Raw genomic sequence first — 17,146 nt, 5'->3', positions numbered from 1 at the left:
CCCTTTTTTCCGAATATGAAAAAAACCAGACGGCTTACACCGTCTGGCTTTTGTATTACTTATTGAATGTTTCTTTAACGAATGCGACAACCTCTTCTGTCGTGCTCATAGACAAGATTGTTTCTTTGAATGATTCAGCTTCTTTTTTAGAAAGCTTGCTGATCTGCGTTCTTGCCGGAAGGATGGATGTAGCGCTCATTGAGAACTCATCTAAGCCTAAGCCGAGAAGAATCGGAATCGCAATTTCGTCTCCCGCCATTTCTCCGCACATGCCGACCCATTTGCCCTCTTTGTGAGCGGCTTCAATAACAAGGGTGACCAGACGGAGAATCGCCGGATTGTATGGCTGATACAGATAAGCTACGCGCTCGTTCATGCGGTCAGCAGCCATCGTGTATTGGATTAAGTCATTTGTTCCGATACTGAAGAAGTCAACTTCTGTGGCAAACTGATCTGCGATAACGGCTGTAGACGGAATCTCTACCATCATACCGACTTCAATATCGTCAGAAACCGCTACGCCGGCTTCAACGAGTTTTTCTTTTTCTTCGAGAAGAATCGCTTTCGCCTGTTTAAACTCGTTTACTGTCGCAATCATCGGGAACATGATTTTTAAGTTTCCGTATGTACTTGCACGAAGCAGCGCACGAAGCTGAGTTCTGAAGATTTCTTGCTCTTCAAGGCAAAGGCGGATGGCTCTGTAGCCTAAGAACGGGTTCATTTCTTTAGGGAGCTGCAGGTAAGGAAGCTCTTTGTCGCCGCCGATATCCAATGTCCGAACGACAACTGATTTTCCTTCCATACGCTCAAGAACCGTTTTATAAGCGTCAAACTGCTCGTCTTCCGTCGGAAGCTGGTCGCGTCCCATGTAAAGGAATTCCGTACGGTAAAGCCCTACAGCTTCTCCTCCGTTTTCAAGAACGCCTTTTACATCATCCGGGGTGCCGATGTTTGCGGCAAGCTCTACATGATAGCCGTCTTTTGAAACAGTCGGTTCATTGACGAGCTTCGCCCACTCAGCTTTTTGCGCCAGGTAAGCACTGTGCTTTTCTTCATATTTCTTTAACGTTTCACTGGAAGGATCGATGATCACATCACCATCGATGCCGTCTACGATTACCGTAACACCGTTTTCAATTGTCCCTGTAGCCGCTTTTGTGCCGACAACAGCCGGAATTTCAAGCGAACGGGCCATGATCGCGGAGTGTGAAGTGCGTCCGCCGATATCAGTTGTAAAACCTTTTACAAACTGGCGGTTTAATTGCGCCGTATCAGACGGTGTTAAATCTTCAGCCACGATAACAACCTCTTCTGAGATCATGCTCGGGTTCGGAATTTCCACGCCCAGCAGGTGCCCCGTCACACGTTTTGTTACGTCACGGATATCCGCCGCACGCTCTTTCATGTACTCGTTATCCATTGATTCAAACATAGTAACGAACATGGAAGCTGTTTCTTTCAGAGCGAATTCAGCATTGACTGAATCTGTGCTGATTTTCTCCTTTACCGGGTTCAACAGCTCAGGATCACTCAGAACTAAAAGGTGCGCGGAGAAAATGTCAGCTTTGTCTTGTCCCAGTTCTTTTAAAGCATGCTCTTTAATTTTTTCAAGCTCTTCTTTAGAACGTACAATCGCTTCATCAAAACGGCTTACTTCAGCCGCAGCATCAGCAATGTTTTTCTTTTCAACCGTTAAGTCCGGCTCTTCAAGCCGGTATGCTTTCGCAATCGCAATTCCGGCTGAAGCGCCTATTCCTTTTAATTCTTGCATTACTCGCCGAGTCCTTCGCTTTTCATTGTTTCTTCTAAAGCGTTAAGAGCATCGTTTTCGTCAGCGCCTGAAGCGGAAATTGTGATTTCAGCGCCTTTAGCGATACCTAGAGACATAACGCCCATGATTGACTTAAGGTTTACTGTTTTGCCGTTATATTCTAAGTTTACGTCAGCATCGTATTTGCTTGCAGTCTGTACAAGAACTGTCGCAGGACGAGCGTGGATTCCGGAATCTGCTGTTACTTTAAATGTTTTTTGTGCCATGATTATCATTCTCCTTTAAATTAAAGCTATTTTACTACACAATATTATATCATACAGCCGTACTTGTCATCTGACAAGCACGGCGTATTTATATGCTTATTTTCCGATTTTCACAATATCTTTTTGTTCCCGTTTTACGGTACCTTCGGCCGAAAGGGAAATCGCTTCACCCTCGGCAAGATTTGTAAAGACAATCGGTGTCATTAATGAAGGAACATGAGGTTTAACCGCTTCAAGATCAACTTCAAGCAGCTTTTGCCCCGGTTCAACCCGGTCACCCTCAGAAACAAAAGAAGTGAATCCTTCGCCTTTCAGGCTGACTGTGTCGATTCCGAAATGAATGAGGATCTCTCTTCCGCCGTCAGACTGAAGGCCGATCGCATGTTTTGTCGGGAAAACATTCAGCACTTTTCCGCGGACAGGCGATACGACGATTCCTTCTTCAGGAAGAATCGCAAAACCGTCACCCATCATTTTTCCTGAGAACACCTGGTCAGGCACATCAGTAATCGGATGGATTTCGCCGGTGATCGGAGAAGCGAACACTTCTTCACCCTGCTCGTTTCGGAGCGGATCTGCGATAACCTCTTCAACCTGCTGGCTGACTTCTTCTTGCGCGGATACTTTCGGTTCAGGGCGCGGCGTGCGTCCGGCGATAATATCCTGCATCTGTGTTTTTAAACCGTCAGAACGCGGGCCGAAAATGGCCTGAATGTTGTTTCCGACTTCAAGAACGCCTGAGGCGCCAAGCTGTTTCAGACGGGCCTTATCCACTTTCTTCTGGTCGTTGACCGTAACGCGGAGTCTCGTGATACAAGCGTCAAGGTGCTTAATGTTTTCCTGATCACCCATTGCCTGCAGGATTTCATAAGGAAGGTCGCCGGCTTCGCCTGAGGCGCCCGCACCTTCATCCGCAGCCTCTTCTTCACGGCCCGGCGTTTTCAGATTGAACTTTCTGATCGCAAACCGGAAACCGAAGTAGTAAATGACGGCTAATCCTAAGCCGACCGGAATGACAAGCCACCAAGCCGTCCGGTTAGGCAGAATTCCGAACAGGAAGTAGTCAATCAGACCGCCTGAGAAGGTCATACCGATTTTTACATGCAGCAGCTGCATGACCATAAAGGAAAGTCCCGCGAAAACGCAGTGAATCGCAAACAGGATAGGAGCCACAAATAAGAATGAGAATTCAAGCGGCTCGGTAATTCCCGTTAAGAAACTTGTCAGAGCGGCAGAACCCATGATTCCGGCTACAAGTTTTTTCTTTTCAGGCTTCGCTTCATGATAGATTGCAAGCGCTGCCGCCGGAAGACCGAACATCATAAACGGATATTTCCCCGTCATAAATGTTCCCGCCGTCAGCTGCACGCCGTCTTTGATCTGAGCCATGAAAATCCGCTGATCTCCGCGGATGATGTCTCCGGCGGCATCTTTATAGCTGAAAAATTCATACCAGAACGGCGAGTAGAAAATGTGATGAAGACCGAACGGAATCAATGACCGCTCAATCATCCCGAAAATAAAGGCCGCCAAGGTTGGATTCGCTTCCACAAGACCCGTGGAGAAGGAATTCAGACCGTGCTGGATCGGAGGCCAGATCACTAACATAATAAGACCGAGAATTAATGCGGAAATTGATGTGATAATCGGGACGAACCGCTTACCCGCAAAGAATCCGAGGTACTGCGGAAGTTCAATTTTATAAAACTTGTTGAACAATAACGCGGCCAGAACCCCGACGATAATACCGCCGAACACGCCCGTCGCCAAAGTGGGTATCCCCAGCATGTTAATATAGGCCGGATGGTTTTCCGCAAAAAACTTTGCCCGTTCAATTTTGTCAGACGGAATACTGCCGTTTGCCATAAGCACGGCGCTCATGGATACGTTCATGACCAAGTATCCGATAATAGCCGCGATTCCGGCAACACCGTCTCCGTTGGCAAGACCGATCGCAACCCCTACTGCAAAAAGAAGCGGCAGGTTGTCAAATACGATTTGGCCGGCGCTTTCCATGACGTTCGCCACAAGCTGAACGTTATCATTGCTTAAGAAATGCATGACTTGAATCATATCTTTGTTCTGCATGGCATTCCCTAACGCAAGCAAGATCCCCGCAGCCGGTAAAATCGCAACCGGAAGCATAAGAGCACGGCCGATTTTCTGGAGAACGCCGAATAATGCTTTAAACATAAAAGATGTACCTCCTCTGTTAGCTAGTGTGACCTTACAGCGAAAATTCATGACAACGAATTCACTGGCGCAAGTCTTCAGTTTAACCGTTTACATTTGCCCTTTTACACAACAAAAAAGGCATGAGTAAAAAGGGTGTGCAAAATAACGGGATCGTTCTTCCCGTTTTTTTACCCTCAATCACTCATGCCTGATCGAATCAGTGACACGTTTTTAAGGTTTCAACTGAAATTATGAAATTTTATTGGTTAATCGGTACAAATGAAGCGTGAGATAAACCGCTTCCGCCTCATGAACTGGTTTTTTCAGTATTTGCTGCAAGATTTTTATCAGTTTCCAAGCAGTATTGTAGCATAGCGGGTATTCATTTTTCAATAATAACATTAACTTTTCTGGTTCTTTTGTCTGCTCTTCCCGATTAATCCTGTCTATGGTAAATCTGATATGCCGGATCAGCCGCAAATAGTGGACGCTTTCTTTATTCACTTTCATCTGGAAAGATTCCTCAATCACCTGAACGAGGCGGGACATCAGCTGTGAATGCTGATTGACCTCTGAAAGGGGCCGATTCGTCAGGGCGGAATGGATATGCAGAGCGATAAAGCCGATCTCTCCTTCCGGAAGACAGATTCCCGTCTTTTCATTAATCATGCCGACGACTTCACGGGCAATTTGGAATTCTTCCGGATAAAGCGTTTCGGTTTCCATGAGAAACGGGTTTTTAATGTCAAAACCCTGCTGCAGCCGCTTTACCGCAAAGGCGATATGGTCAGTCAGCGCAATATGGATATGCTCATTTAACGGTTGGCTTGTCCGCTTCTTGATATGATAAATGACGTCATTGGAGATGTCGACAAGTGTCTCGTCCACATAACCGAGGAGCTTTTTAAATTGTTTTTGTTCTTTTTCATCCTTTAAGATGAACATCTTGTCATACCCTTTATCTTCAATGACATCCGCTTGTTTTTTTCCAAAGCCGATCCCTTTTCCGATTAAGACGACCTCACTGTATCTATCATGTGTTGCGATGAGCACATTGTTATTTAATACCTTTTCAACTGTAAAGGACCCCTTCATGATCCTCAGCTCCTTTGTCATTCAATACCTCATATCGTACAAAACGAACGGAAAGCGCGTCAATTCTTTTTTTAGACGGTTGATCGTTCAATAAGGCGGTAATCAAGAACTTTCCTTGCCGGAGGCCCGCCGCTGATCCTGTTCTCAAGCATGTGAAAAGCCTGCTTTCCCATTTCTTTTGTTTGTATATCTATTGTGGAAATACCTAACATCTTGCTGATATCATGATTGTCGATGCTCAAAATCGCAAGCTCTTCCGGGATGCGTGTCCCGTTTGCCTTGGCTTCAAGGTAAAGACCTGCGGATACTTGATCATTCGCTGCAAACAGCGCAGTCGGTTTGTCATCCCAGCTCTTCCATCTATGAAAAAGGGCTTTCCCGTCAAGCAGCGTCAGCGCCTTTTCCACAACCAGCTCTTCCCTGTAAGGCTGCCCGATCTTCTTCAGCGCCTCTTTGTATGCGGCAATGCGTACTTGACTGTTTTTTCCCTTTTTTCTGGCCAGGCTGATCGCTATTTTCCGGTGTCCCTTTTCTATCAGATAATCCAGACCGTGCCGAAATGCTTCCCGATGCGGATTACTGATGGAGGAAAGCCCCGCCGCATCAGTGTACTGGCAGAGGATGAGCGGTTCTTTCACGGTAAGCAGATGCTCATCAGGAATTGCTTTGGAGCAGATAATCAGGCCGTCCACTTGGCGCTCCTGTAATTGTGATAAAGCAAAACGTTCTTTTTGCTGCTGATAATCTGTCTGGTATAAAGAAAGATGCACGCCTGACGCTTCGGCAGCCTCGGCAATACCTGCAACAAGGTCTGCAAAATACGGCAGATTCACCGACGGAAGCACAACGCCGATCATATCGGAAAAACCTTTGGATAAATGCACAGCATGAATATTGCGCGTATATCCGAGCGATTGCATCGCTTTTTTCACTCTTTCTCTTTTGTCCTTACTTACATAAGGATGATCGTTTAACACTCTTGATACCGTGGTAACGGAAACCCCGGCAGCGCCGGCAATGTCTCTAATCGTAGCCATGGCGTCCCCCCTTTCTTTTTTTCCCTTGATCTGGAATGCGTTTCATACAGTAAGCTAGAAACAGATACAGCCTATTCGTTTGAAAGGAGAAGAACAGCGATGGGGATTCTTTGCTTAATCGGTTTGTGTCTGGCCATAGTCGGCGGCAGTTACCTTGCCATGCGGCCCCTGAATGAAAAGCATGACATCAAACCATTTCAGCATTTTGATGATTTTTTCATTTAAAAGGTGATAAAAAAGGACGCTGCGTTCCAGAACCGTCCTTTTTTATCACAAAGCTTTCTATTTCAGAATCGTTAATTCTTTCGGATACTGCGTTAATGCTTCGGCGCCGTCTTTTGTGACGAACACATCGTCTTCAATGCGCACGCCGCCGACATCCGGCACGTAAATCCCCGGTTCTATCGTGTAGACCATGCCTTCTTTGAGGAGTGTGTCGTTCGCGCTGCTCATTGATGGATATTCGTGAACCGAAATCCCGAGTCCGTGGCCGAGGCGGTGCGGGAAATAGTCTCCGTATCCTGCTTTTTCAATAATGCCGCGGGCTTTTAAATCAAGATCGCCGATTCTGACGCCGGGTTTGCTTAATTGAAGCGCCGCCTGTTCAGCTTTAAGCACCGTTTCGTAAATCTCTTCCTGTTTCGGGCTGATTGATTGGTATGCGAATGTTCTCGTAATGTCTGAACAGTAGCCGTCAAGAATAACACCCAGATCAAACAGAACGAAATCGCCTTTTTTCAACCGGTCTGCACCCGGATTTCCATGGGGCTGGCCTGATTTTTCCCCGAACAGCACCATCGTTGAAAATGACATGCCCTGCACGCCTTTTTTCTTCAGCTCAAACTCAATCTGCGCGAGTACTTCGGTTTCACTCACACCCTCTTTAAGCGCCGCGACACCGACTTCAACTCCGTAATCCGCGAGTTTTGCCGCTTCCCTGAGAATGCTGATTTCCTTCTCATCTTTTACGAGACGGAATTGGTTGAGCGTTTCTTCTGCCGAAACAAATGCCGCGCCCCCTGAAGCTTGTTTGAGCTGTTCTGAGCGGGAAAGAGAGATCGAATCCTTTTCAACCGCGATGGAATCAAGCCGCACATTTCGTTTTGTGAGCTCGGCTTTGATCAGCTCCCACGGATCTTCGTGATCGCCGTAGCCGATAATACCATGCTCCCACCCGACGCTTCGGGCTTGTCCGGCTTCCATTCCCGGACAAACGAAAAACGGCTCCTGTTCCTGAAACAGGAACAATCCCATTAACCGCTCATGCGGATCCGTGTAAAAATCAGTTAAATAAAATACGTTTTCCTTTGTATGTATAAACGCCGCATCATGTCCTTCTTTTTTCAGCCAAGATGAAACACGTTCTAATCTATTCATTTTTTGCTTTTCCTCCTTACCAAAGTGACTCTTTATTCATTCTATCAGTTTTCCGGCGTTTATGCTGTGAACGAACATTAAAAAAACAGCCGCCCGATGTGCGGCTGTCATGTTTATTTTAATAATCTCAGTCCGTTCAGTATGACCAGAATCGTGCTCCCCTCATGCCCGATCACGCCAAACGGCAGTTCCATCACCTGCAGAAAGTTAGCGCAGATCAAAAGGCAGATGACCGAGAGCGAGAAAACAATATTCTGCTTAATAATCCGGTTCATTTTCCTTGAGAGTCTGCACATTTTCACAAGCTTGTGAAGATCATTTTTCATAAGGACTAAGTCAGCCGTTTCAAGAGCCACGTCCGTTCCCCCGCCCATCGCAATACCGACGTCAGCGATTTTCAGAGCGGGCGCGTCATTAATGCCGTCCCCCACCATGGCGATTGTGCCGTACGTTTCTTTCAGCTTCTTCACTTCTTTTGCCTTTTGGTCCGGCAGACAATCGGCAACAACCGTCGTCATGCCCGCCTCTTTTGCAATGGCAGCCGCAGTTTCAGACTGATCGCCGGTGAGCATGGCTGTTTTAATGCCCAATGATTCAAGCTCAGCCATCACGGCTTTCGCTTCAGGTCGGATTTGATCCTTTAAGGCAAAGCAGCCCGCAATCCGGTCATCTTTTTTAACAAAGACCAGTGTAAAGCCTTTATCCTTTAATTCTTTTCCCGATGTCTGCAAAAAAGCATCTGCCGCATCTTCACCTGCAAATCCCGCTTTTCCGACCATCCATTTGACGCCTTCTATTTCAGCCTGAACACCGAATCCGGACGTCTCGTCAATCGATAGATGTCCTGCGGACGCGGCGCCCTGGCTTTCGGCAAATTCAGCTATCGCTTTTGCAAGCGGGTGGCTTGATTGCTTTTCTATCGCATACACCGCCTGCATGATCTCATCTTCACTCACATTTTCCGCAGCTTGAAATGCCGCGACTGCCGGCTGTCCCTTAGTGACCGTGCCGGTTTTGTCAAAAGCGATCATCCGTACGCTTCCCAGCTGCTCTAAAAACACACTTCCTTTAACCAATAATCCGTTGCGGGCCCCGTTTGAGATAAGGGAAAGCGCAGCGGGCATAATAGAAGCAACAAGCGCGCACGGGGAGGCGACCACCATAAACACCATCGCCCGGTAAAAGGTTTCACTCCAGCTCCAGCCTAAAGCGACATGAGGAACGAATAAAAGCAAAGCCACGGCTAACAGCACGCCTTTGACATAGACACTTTCGAACCGCTCAATAAATGCCTGAGCCGGTGACACGCTGTTTTGGGCTGATTCCACCAGCCGGATGATTTTTCTGAATAAAGACTGTTCATTTGTTTTCGTCACACGGACCGTTAAGGAGCCGTTTCCGTTTACCGTTCCTGTAAACACAGAATCTCCGGCTGTTTTTTCCGCCGGCATCGCTTCACCCGTAAGCGCCGATTCATCGAGGCTCGTCACGCCAGACTCAATGATCCCGTCTGCCGCTACGCGTTCGCCCGGCTTAATGACGATCATGTCACCGATCTTAAGTTCAGCAGCCGGCACCCGCTTTTCCCGTCCGTCCGCAAGCAGGGTCGCTTCCTCCGGTTCCAGTTTCATCAAAGAGGTTAAATCACGGCTGCTTTTATTCATCGTATATGTTTCGAGCGCGCCGCTTAACGAAAAAATAAAGATAAGAACAGCGCCTTCCGCCCAATAACCGATCAGGGCGGAGCCGACAGCCGCAAAAATCATCAGCAGTTCCACATTTAACGCCTTCGTCTCAATGGTATCCTCAATTCCCTCTTTCGCTTTTGCAAATCCCCCGATCAGGAAGGCAAGGATATACAAAGTGACGGACAGGCCTTTTGTTTCGGTAAAAAACCAGGCCGCAAGAATAAGGACGCCGGATACGAGCGCCGCAATGAGTTCTGTATGCTGGAGCCACTTTTTTCCAGCCCGCTCTTCTTGTATGTGCTGTTGTGAATGTGTTTGTGTCATCACTTGTTCATTCATTATGAATTCTCCTCTCTAATTGAGAACGCAAATCATCTTCAATTCCCCGATAAAAGCAAAACAGCCGCCTGACAGGCAGCATTTTCACAGTGTTATCGCAGTGTTTTCTTTATTATAGCATGCCGGCGGAAGATTTCAATTATAATTGTTTTAATTTCTTTTTGATAATAATTATCATTAGTGTTTCTTCAGCTGTTCATTATATGCAAAAAAGGTGCGGGAGGAATTCCTCCCGCACCTTTTTATTTCTCTGACCATTCTTTTAATTGTGAGACGGTCATCGGACCGACGATCTTTTTTTCGATTTCTCCTTTTTCATTCAGCAGAAATGACGTGGGAATCGTCATGACATCGTATTCCTTCATAAGCTCGCCTTTCGTGTCAAGAACAATCGGGAAAGTGAGGTGGTGCTGACTGACAAAGTTTTGAACGGTATTTTTGTTTCGCTCGGCATTCATCAGATTTACCGTTACAAGGCTTACATCATCGGACTGATGCTGTTCATAATACGTTTGGAATTGCGGCAGTTCTTTTTTGCACGGCGGACACCACGATGTCCAAAAATGCAATATCGTTTTCTGCCCTTTATTCGGAATCGATATCTCGTCTCCTTCAATCGTCTTCATCAGAAACACGGCGGGAACTGCCTGTTTTTCTGATGAGGCGTTTGCTTCAGGCATCCAGACGGCGGCAGCTATCAAAAGGACTGCACATACAATTAGGCGGTTTTTATGCATATGATCTTCCTTTCACGCGTTTCGGATAGCTTGCCCTTCCTTATTGAAATGTATCAGCCTTTTCAGCTTTCGATCCGGGGCGCTGTTCTTCCGCCGCCCGTCAAAAACACGGAGACACCGAGGTCTTTGCAGATCGTCGCGTAATGTAAACTTGTCAGAAGAATCATGCCGGTATTCATGCCGAGTATAATGCCGAGCATTTGCAATTCCGGCATAGAACCGAGCACATACATCATCGAAAGCCCTACAATGCTGCTCCATACGTTATGATAAAACGCCGTTTTCACGTGGCCGATACCGATCAGACAGGCCTGAAGCGGCATCACAAACAGGTGAAAAAGAAAAAACGGCCACAAAAGCTGCAAATAATACTGCGCTTCCGGAGACTGAAAAAACAAATGGGTCAGCGGGCCCGCGAACTGAAACATGACCCAGACTGCCGGAATGCCGTAGCCGAATGTAATAAAAATCGCTTGTCTCAGCCGTTTCAGCACAATATCATATTGGGACAGCGCATACGCTTCTGAAATGCTGGGAATCATGACGACCATCAGCGAATGGGCGATAAATGCGGGAAACGAACCGATTGTCATCGCTACACCGGCTAGCATGCCGTATTGATCAATCGCGGCTGTCCCGGCTGCCCCGGACGCCAGCAGCGCTCCTTTCACTAAAAAGGGTTCAATGGCGTTTGTCACCGCATGAAATATACGAAGTCCCGTTGTCGGGATGGATACGGCCAGGAGGCGTTTCCGCACGTCTTTCCCGCGAAGATGAATGTGCTGATGGCCGGAAAGCGCCCTCCGCGCCAAAATAAACTGCGTATACAAGTAAACGAACACCACAACATCGCTTGCGACCAGCACAAATAACGAAATGAGCACGGCCATATCAATTTCAAAAGAGTACCATTGAAAAAAGATAAACAGACAAAGCACTTGAATGATTTTTTTCAAGACATTCGCAACCGCGATTTTTCCCATTTGCTGCACACCCATAAAATAACCTCTGGCGATGGATGTAAAAGCGACGACTGGAATCAGCCCGATGACAATCCCTTTAATAAACGGGTGATACGTATCGAATACAGGAATGAACGGCAGCGCGATGCTTGCGGCCGCGGTTGAAAACGCGGTAAAAACGGCGGTCATTCTGAAGGCATGCCGGAGCATGCTTTCATGCAGCTTCTGATTGGATTCCGCGATGAATTTTGAAATGGAGATCGGAAGCTCCAGACTGGCGATCACGATAATTAAAAAAATGGTGGGCAGAATGCTCATGTAAAGCCCCATCCCATGCTCGCCAAGCTCCCGCGCCAGTATCATATTCACGACAAATTCCAGACATTCCGCGAAAAAGGCGGCGATGGATAAAAGAATGATCCCTTTCACAAATCGATTCATGGTGTCTCTCCTTGTCTCTCGTTCTTCCATCATCATATGAGACAAGTTCTGAAAATATTTTCGATTTCTCAAAATTGAAAAAAGCATAGCCGGGATATTTTTGATCCCGCTATGCTTACATCGCAAATACGTGTCTGCCGATCCGTTCGATAATTTTTCGGGAACGGATCCAGTGGTCAGATGCCGTTTTCGGATTGTAGAAAAACAACGCGTTCGTTTCTCTGCCCGGATGGTCAAGCGCCTCATTTGCGGCGGCGACGGAATCCTTATCCGGCTTTTGATTAATGCTTCCGTTTGCTACCGGTTCAAATGCATTCCTTTGATAGATCACGCCCCGAATGGTATCCGGGAAGCCGTTTTTTTCAGTGCGGTTCAGCACTACGCTGGCTACCGCAACCTTCCCTTTATAAGATTCACCTTTCGCTTCTGCGTGAACGAGACGTGCCAGAAGTTGTCTGTCAGCGCGGGAATACGTTTTTTTCGGCGGCTGATAAGCCGTCTCTTCCGGTTTTGCTTTCTTCTCTTGGTGAGATGACAGCTTTATCGGTTGGATAGAATGCTTATGATCCGTTTTTGAAAGCTTCGGAACCGAGCTTTTTTTATTTAAATCAGCAACCAGTGTGCTGGGTTCTTGCTTTGGCTTCTTCGCAAAAGTAAACAGAGCTTCTGTATGTTCAATTTTTGATGCAGGCATAAAACATAGAAAAAAGACAGCCAAGGCAGCAAATTTTGTCGTCATACGATTTCCTCCTTAAATACTTCACTACCTTAACAAGAGCTGTGCGCAAATTCACGGTTAAAGATTTTCCAGTGCTCCCAATCAGCTTTTATGATGGAAGAAGTTCGTTAACAGCCTTGTTATTGGCAGGAAAACAGCCGTCATTTTCACAACATTAACCAAATAGCAGTAAAAGTATCCATCGGAGGGATTTTACATTTTGTTTACATCTGTTACAGCCAGATGAAATGAGAAACTAAAAAACAAAAAAAAGACTCCTCAAGTGCGAGGAGCCGTCAGCTTCTTGGCTGTTCTAAATACTGGAATATAACATCCCCGCCCTGCTGGGCAATACCGCGGAAATGCTTAAAATCTTCCTGCTTCGACAAAGCCGCTCGAAATGCAAGAAAATGTTCTTTCTGCACCCTGAATTCTTTGATTTCACCGGTGCGCATTTGGTTGATACGTTCTGAAATTTCCTCAGGCAGCAACGAATACAGCCTCCTTTTCTCGGCTTTTTCCCGAAAAACAATATACCATCTTTCCCCCGCCGGGACAATGATTGAGCGGGCTGATACCCATATCGCTTTACTTCTTAAAGAAAATACTGCAAAATATTTTCAAACAGGATTTATGATAAAGGAGAGGAAGCTCGTGAAAATTGCTAAGGTTGGAAACGTCATTGAATTTAAAAACGGATTAACCGGTATTGTTGAAAAAGTAAATGAAAACTCCGTCATCGTTGATGTAACCATCATGGATAATTATCGTGACCTTGAATTAGATTCCCTCACTGTCGTCAACCATAAGAATTATAAAATCATCAGAGACTCCTATTAAACCCCCCGAACATCCGAACCATTTACATATCCCGCACAAAAGCTGCCGCCCGGCAGCTTTTTCAAATGAATTCAGATCTCGGTCATTTCTACATAAAAATCACCGGTCTCATCTTTATTGTAAAGATTTGTGACGGATGTATAGTAGTTGGTTATTTTACCGCGGAATTCAAGCCCGCGCTCGGGCGCCTTGATGTCAAATGTTTTTTCATACAAAAGGACGGCAATATCATGATACGTTTCAGAGGTCACCTTCAATACAAATGAAATCATGCGGCCGTTTTTGCCCGCACTTTCTTTACAATCATACATTTTCAGCCTTACACCGTTTAACTCTAACGGCTCCATAACGAACACTCCTTCTTTTTACAGGACATGCTATCATGCTGACCATTCCTTTACAATTGATCCGCTCCGAATGAGAAAAAACAGCGCAGGTCTTTACAAACATACGTTCCCTATTTTATAATGAAACAGACGAGCTGCCATCCAGCACCCGTCACGTAATGAAGCGGCGAGTACACTCCCCCGGGTTTACTCGTCTTTTTAATACTGAACTTTCATGTACTATTTATTCTTTGGCAGGAAAATCATGCATGGAAAAGGAAAAGTGGAAACTTAATTTAAATATCGTTTTTGTTATACAATGATTACAACTCACCCACTTTAGAAAAACCGCTAGTCAATTTCAATACTTATCTTTCGATGTCATTACCCAAATTCAATATCACATCAATTTAACTCCAAAAAATCTCCTTTTCGATATCAATATCCCCTTTATAGATATTTAACATTAATAATACTCACAAAACCAAACAAGGGGTATATTGTAATAACCCTGATCTACTCTTATTTTCTTAAATAGAAGCGACTTTAAATCACAATACTCTTACATGTGGAATACACTCAACTTATATTTCTAACCAATACATTTCACTCGATATTGTTCAATTCAAACGACCCTCGCAAAAACAAACTTATGGATATAATGTAATTAATTTGATATTGTTATTAACGACTAATTAAAATTGAAAAGAGTGAGAATTTTGAGTAACCAATTGACTTTATTAAATGTTCATTTAGATGATTATATAAATAAAAATGGCAACCAATTTCAAACAAAAGATAAAGCATTTGAGGTGTTCTCAACCGAACAAATATTTAAAAACCAAGACATTGCATTTGACGAAGCATTACTTGGTTTAGTTGGTGATAGTAAGGATTACGGGATTGACGGAGTCTATATTTATTTGAATGATGAATTAATCAATAACCTAGAAGAGGTTGAAATCCAAAGTAAAATGAAACTAGACCTCCATTTTCTTCAATATAAAAATACTAACACCATTAATGAATCTGTGATTGATAAATTTATTGTAGCAACGAACATTATATTTGATTTAGACAAAGATTTAGAATCAATAAAAAAAGCTGTTTCTGAAAATCTTATCGAAAAAATTTATTTAATACATAATATAATTAAGAAAATAGCAATAAAGCATCCAACATTGAACATTAATTTTTATCATGTTTGCAAAGGAGATAAACAAAAGATATATGGCCCCAAGTATAAGAACCATTCATATCTAAATAAAATCAGTATTTTAAGAGAAAAGACACTTCAATCAAATCTAGGCAAAATGAATTTTAATTATAAACTTATTGATGCTGAATACATATTAAACCTTTTACGTAAAGAACCAGACTATTCGCTTGCATTAAAACTAAATGAAAACCCAATTGCTATAGATTACAGAGAATCCGATCAAAGGGGTTATATTGCTTCTGTAAATGTGAAAGAATATTATAAATTTCTATGTGATGGAGATAATACTTTAAGAAAATATCTGTTTGAATCTAACATTCGGGATTTTCAAAACAATACATCTGTAAATAACGACATAGCAGAAACTCTTAGGGAAAAAAATGAATTTGATTTTTGGTGGTTAAATAACGGGATAACTATTATTGCAGAAAATGGGACATTGATTGGAAAAACACTACAATTAGAAAATATCCAGATTGTAAATGGTTTACAGACTTCACATACTCTTTATAACGCCTTCAGCGTTGATCTTCCTAAAAATGATACCCGTTCGATATTATTAAAAATTATAATAACAAATAAAAAAGAAACAATGGACACTATTATCAAGTCAAATAACTCTCATAACCCTGTACCTCCAGCCTTATTAAGAGCTACTCATAAGGTACAAAGAGACATCGAAGATTACTTCTTAGCGAACGGCTACTTTTATGATAGAAGAAAAAATTATTATAGAAATCAAAACAAGCCGATAAAAAAAATAATTTCTATAAATTATCTATCTCAATGTATAACATCAATTGTTGAAAAAAACCCATCAAAAGCAAGATCAAACCCAACAATTCTTACTAAAAAGGAGAGTGATTATAATAGACTTTTCCCAGATAATAGACCGATGGAAACTTACCTTCAATCAATAAAATTGATGAAACGAGTTGAACAATTTATAAAGCAAGTGTTTGCACCAAATGACGATATAGATATTGCTCTATCAACACATTACAATTTCCATATATCTAGGGTGCTTGCTTCTGTAGTATTAGATAAAGCTCGGTTCAATGGCGATAGAGATTTATGTAACATAGACGTAGAACATATAACTGATGAAATAATCTTTACAGCGTATAGCTTTACAAAAGAATTAGTTTTAAAATATTCTGAGGAAATCTCCCAAACAAACTTAACCTACGTTTCAAAACAAATCGCATTAAGTGACTTTATAAATGAAAATATTTCAGACCTAATTACGAAATGAATAACAACATCTTAAGTGTTTTAGGGGGTAACTTGAAATTTTACCCCTTTTTTATCTCTGAGTTTTATCGAAGACTACAAATTAAAAATGACAGTCCCACACTAGATATAGAAGACATGATCTAAAAAAAACCGGTAATTGTGACCCTGTCCAGTCTAAATTGAAAGGTAATTTCTTGGCTAACCTCACCGAATAGTCTCCCTTCTCGTTTATGAACCGATTATCGAATATGTACATCTTCTTTTGAATAGTCTTATTTTTATACAAGTTTAATGGGATTGCTGATTTTAATTGACTCCAGTACCTTCTATCCATTTACCCGTGTTTTAACTTGTATTTTTAGATTTTCATCTCCAATATGCTACAAAATCTTTTTTCAAGCTGGCTGGCTCAAATTCAAAATGACGATCTCTGAAATAGCAAATCTGCTCCGACTGGTCTTTCTGAAGCTTATCCGATCACTCCTCTACTATTTATGCGGACCCCTCTTTTGACACACCTGCTTTTAATCTGCGGAAACTTTCGATAACCATCAAAGAACTGCCGCCCGTTTTCTCCTATGTATCGATTTTCACATTGTGTTTGCGTATACCTTAAAAGCGACTGGATGTGCTTGAATATGCTAGGCCGAATTTAACCATTGGAAATCTTCGGATCGAGCACTCTTCACTTTAATGCAAACAAATTTCCATTTTGAATGACTGCGATATAACACTCCGTATTGCCTATCTTAGGGTACGTAAATCTCTAATCGGCAGGTCGCCTTTTACAAAAAGCTCGACGGCCGCTCGAATTAATTTGCGGTAACCCCGCCCCCTTTTTCTGATCGTTATCTATCGGCTTAGAATCTGTTTGCCTTTGTATAATGTGTAAGTGTTGAATGATTTTTCGACAAGGTCG

At 43.6% G+C, this 17,146-nt stretch carries 15 protein-coding genes; 3 read left to right on the top strand and 12 right to left on the bottom strand.

The features are described from left to right. Positions 1–55: 55 nt before the first annotated feature. From ptsP to K3G25_RS02630, 5 genes are all read right to left on the bottom strand, one after another. Positions 56–1,771: a phosphoenolpyruvate--protein phosphotransferase gene (ptsP, locus tag K3G25_RS02650; RefSeq protein WP_100261745.1), complete on the bottom strand. Its 1,716-nt coding sequence runs from the start codon at positions 1,769–1,771 to the stop codon at positions 56–58. Then, complete coding sequence (locus tag K3G25_RS02645; protein ID WP_003154654.1) at positions 1,771–2,037, bottom strand: phosphocarrier protein HPr; 267 nt, start codon at positions 2,035–2,037, stop codon at positions 1,771–1,773. The genes ptsP and K3G25_RS02645 overlap by 1 nt, the downstream gene beginning before the upstream one ends. Before the next feature lie 96 nt (positions 2,038–2,133). Beyond that, on the bottom strand, positions 2,134–4,230 hold the full coding sequence (ptsG, locus tag K3G25_RS02640) for a glucose-specific PTS transporter subunit IIBC (RefSeq protein ID WP_007409599.1): 2,097 nt from the start codon (positions 4,228–4,230) through the stop codon (positions 2,134–2,136). 231 nt (positions 4,231–4,461) lie between these two features. Continuing rightward, positions 4,462–5,328: a glucose PTS transporter transcription antiterminator GlcT gene (gene glcT / locus K3G25_RS02635; RefSeq protein ID WP_012117426.1), complete on the bottom strand. Its 867-nt coding sequence runs from the start codon at positions 5,326–5,328 to the stop codon at positions 4,462–4,464. Between the two features lie 50 nt (positions 5,329–5,378). Continuing rightward, positions 5,379–6,344 carry a LacI family DNA-binding transcriptional regulator gene (locus K3G25_RS02630; RefSeq protein ID WP_015417354.1) on the bottom strand — a complete coding sequence of 322 codons (966 nt, stop codon included), beginning with the start codon at positions 6,342–6,344 and terminating at the stop codon, positions 5,379–5,381. Between the two features lie 99 nt (positions 6,345–6,443). Between K3G25_RS02630 and K3G25_RS20695 the strand changes: the two genes are divergently transcribed. Then, on the top strand, positions 6,444–6,569 hold the full coding sequence (locus K3G25_RS20695) for a hypothetical protein (RefSeq protein WP_014721086.1): 126 nt from the start codon (positions 6,444–6,446) through the stop codon (positions 6,567–6,569). Positions 6,570–6,626: 57 nt separating this feature from the next. On the opposite strand, the gene K3G25_RS02625 is transcribed toward K3G25_RS20695, so the two are convergent. The 6 genes from K3G25_RS02625 to K3G25_RS02600 all read right to left on the bottom strand — a co-directional run bounded on the left by K3G25_RS02625 (position 6,627) and on the right by K3G25_RS02600 (position 13,097). Beyond that, positions 6,627–7,721, bottom strand: coding sequence for a M24 family metallopeptidase (locus K3G25_RS02625; RefSeq protein WP_232489570.1), 1,095 nt, complete (start codon positions 7,719–7,721; stop codon positions 6,627–6,629). A gap of 113 nt (positions 7,722–7,834) precedes the next feature. Then, the gene (locus K3G25_RS02620; RefSeq protein ID WP_232489569.1) at positions 7,835–9,748 is read right to left on the bottom strand and encodes a heavy metal translocating P-type ATPase; all 1,914 of its coding nucleotides are present in this window, start codon (positions 9,746–9,748) and stop codon (positions 7,835–7,837) included. Positions 9,749–9,990: 242 nt separating this feature from the next. After that, positions 9,991–10,485 carry an endospore biogenesis thiol-disulfide oxidoreductase StoA gene (stoA, locus tag K3G25_RS02615; RefSeq protein ID WP_061862136.1) on the bottom strand — a complete coding sequence of 165 codons (495 nt, stop codon included), beginning with the start codon at positions 10,483–10,485 and terminating at the stop codon, positions 9,991–9,993. Between the two features lie 62 nt (positions 10,486–10,547). Next, positions 10,548–11,888: a polysaccharide biosynthesis protein gene (locus K3G25_RS02610; RefSeq protein WP_003154663.1), complete on the bottom strand. Its 1,341-nt coding sequence runs from the start codon at positions 11,886–11,888 to the stop codon at positions 10,548–10,550. Between the two features lie 115 nt (positions 11,889–12,003). After that, complete coding sequence (locus K3G25_RS02605; RefSeq protein ID WP_014417591.1) at positions 12,004–12,627, bottom strand: cell wall hydrolase; 624 nt, start codon at positions 12,625–12,627, stop codon at positions 12,004–12,006. 275 nt (positions 12,628–12,902) lie between these two features. Continuing rightward, positions 12,903–13,097 (bottom strand): hypothetical protein, encoded by a 195-nt coding sequence (locus K3G25_RS02600; protein WP_179156011.1) that lies wholly within the window; start codon positions 13,095–13,097, stop codon positions 12,903–12,905. Between the two features lie 163 nt (positions 13,098–13,260). Between K3G25_RS02600 and K3G25_RS02595 the strand changes: the two genes are divergently transcribed. Next, a complete protein-coding gene (locus K3G25_RS02595) occupies positions 13,261–13,446 on the top strand; it encodes a YkvS family protein (RefSeq protein ID WP_003154669.1) in 186 nt (61 codons plus the stop codon). A 71-nt stretch (positions 13,447–13,517) separates the two neighbouring features. On the opposite strand, the gene K3G25_RS02590 is transcribed toward K3G25_RS02595, so the two are convergent. Then, on the bottom strand, positions 13,518–13,793 hold the full coding sequence (locus tag K3G25_RS02590) for a DUF3219 family protein (protein ID WP_014417589.1): 276 nt from the start codon (positions 13,791–13,793) through the stop codon (positions 13,518–13,520). 698 nt (positions 13,794–14,491) lie between these two features. Here K3G25_RS02590 and K3G25_RS02585 point away from each other — a divergent pair. Then, positions 14,492–16,246, top strand: coding sequence for an AIPR family protein (locus tag K3G25_RS02585; RefSeq protein ID WP_017417662.1), 1,755 nt, complete (start codon positions 14,492–14,494; stop codon positions 16,244–16,246). Positions 16,247–17,146: the final 900 nt, after the last annotated feature.

Source organism: Bacillus sp. FCW2 (assembly GCF_021228595.1).
Lineage (GTDB): Bacteria > Bacillota > Bacilli > Bacillales > Bacillaceae > Bacillus > Bacillus velezensis.
The sequence above is the reverse complement of the archived record's forward strand: the minus strand, read 5'-3'. Positions and strand labels throughout refer to the sequence as shown.